Origin of the sequence: Bacteroides luti (assembly GCF_900128905.1) — a bacterium.
GTDB classification, from domain to species: domain Bacteria; phylum Bacteroidota; class Bacteroidia; order Bacteroidales; family Bacteroidaceae; genus Bacteroides; species Bacteroides luti.
Genome location: NZ_FQTV01000038.1, coordinates 1 through 1,021, shown reverse-complemented (window position 1 = coordinate 1,021; position 1,021 = coordinate 1). Strand labels below are relative to the sequence as shown.

Genomic DNA, 1,021 nt, shown 5'->3' with positions numbered 1-1,021 from the left:
ACCCGTTGGCGGAATTAAATTAATGCATATTTAATTTGTCCAATGGGTTTGTTATTAATCTTGTTTATATATTGAAGGATTGTAAGTGCACTAATTTTCCCTGTAATTCTAGTAAACAATCCTTCTGTTTGTTTTGCGTAATTTCTGATTATCATAAATTGATCACATAATTGTGCAAAAAGCGTTTCAATTCTTTTCCTTGCTTTAGCAAATGGACTAAAAACAGGTTTCCAATCTTTTTGATTTGACCGATATGGAACTTCTAACTTGATATTAGCATTTTCAAATAAATCAAGTTGTATGGCTGTTCCAATATATCCACGATCACCGATGATGGTGCAATTCTGAAAGTTATACTTTACGTCTTTCAAATAATGAATGTCGTGAACACTCGCCTTCGTCAGGTCAAAAGAGTGTATGACACCGCTCAACCCACAGAGAGAATGTAATTTATATCCGTAATAATGTTTACCCTGTGAAGCACAATAGCCATAATTGGGAGCTTTATCATAATTATTCTTTCCCATTTTACAACGTTTTGACCTTATGGGACGACAGACTTGAATCGGCATAGAATCAATACAGAAAATATCTTCTCCACCATCAACATTGGATGCAATTCTTTCACGCACCTGATTACATAAACCGATAGTAAGCTTCCTGCGGTCATTATATTGACGACGGGATATGAGAGAAGAAAAATCATCTTTGTATTCATTTAATTTAGAAAACAAAAAGCTTTCACTATCTATGCCTATTGATTCGGCAGCAAGGCTTAAACTGATTACTTCTAAATCAGAGAACTTAGGGACGACTCCTCTGCGAGGTATATTACCTTTTTCATTTACTAAATCAGTAGAAAACATCTTGCATATATCAAGAAATTTAGCGAATATTGCATATAAGTTGTGCATAATTGAGCTGTATATTAATAGTTTGGTCACCATTAAAATACTAAAAATCAATAATATGCACAACTTATTTTCTAACATTTTTTAGTGAATTAATTCCGCCAACGGGT

General features: G+C 33.4%; 1 protein-coding gene. It reads right to left on the bottom strand.

The features are described 5' to 3' along the window. Positions 1 to 14: 14 nt before the first annotated feature. Positions 15 to 992, bottom strand: coding sequence for an IS982 family transposase (locus tag BUC21_RS16195; RefSeq protein WP_073404361.1), 978 nt, complete (start codon positions 990 to 992; stop codon positions 15 to 17). Positions 993 to 1,021: the final 29 nt, after the last annotated feature.

Excerpts from the sequence above, each read along its gene's own strand:
- BUC21_RS16195 (WP_073404361.1), bottom strand. The coding sequence starts at position 992 with ATGTTAGAAAATAAGTTGTGCATATTATTGATTTTTAGTATTTTAATG.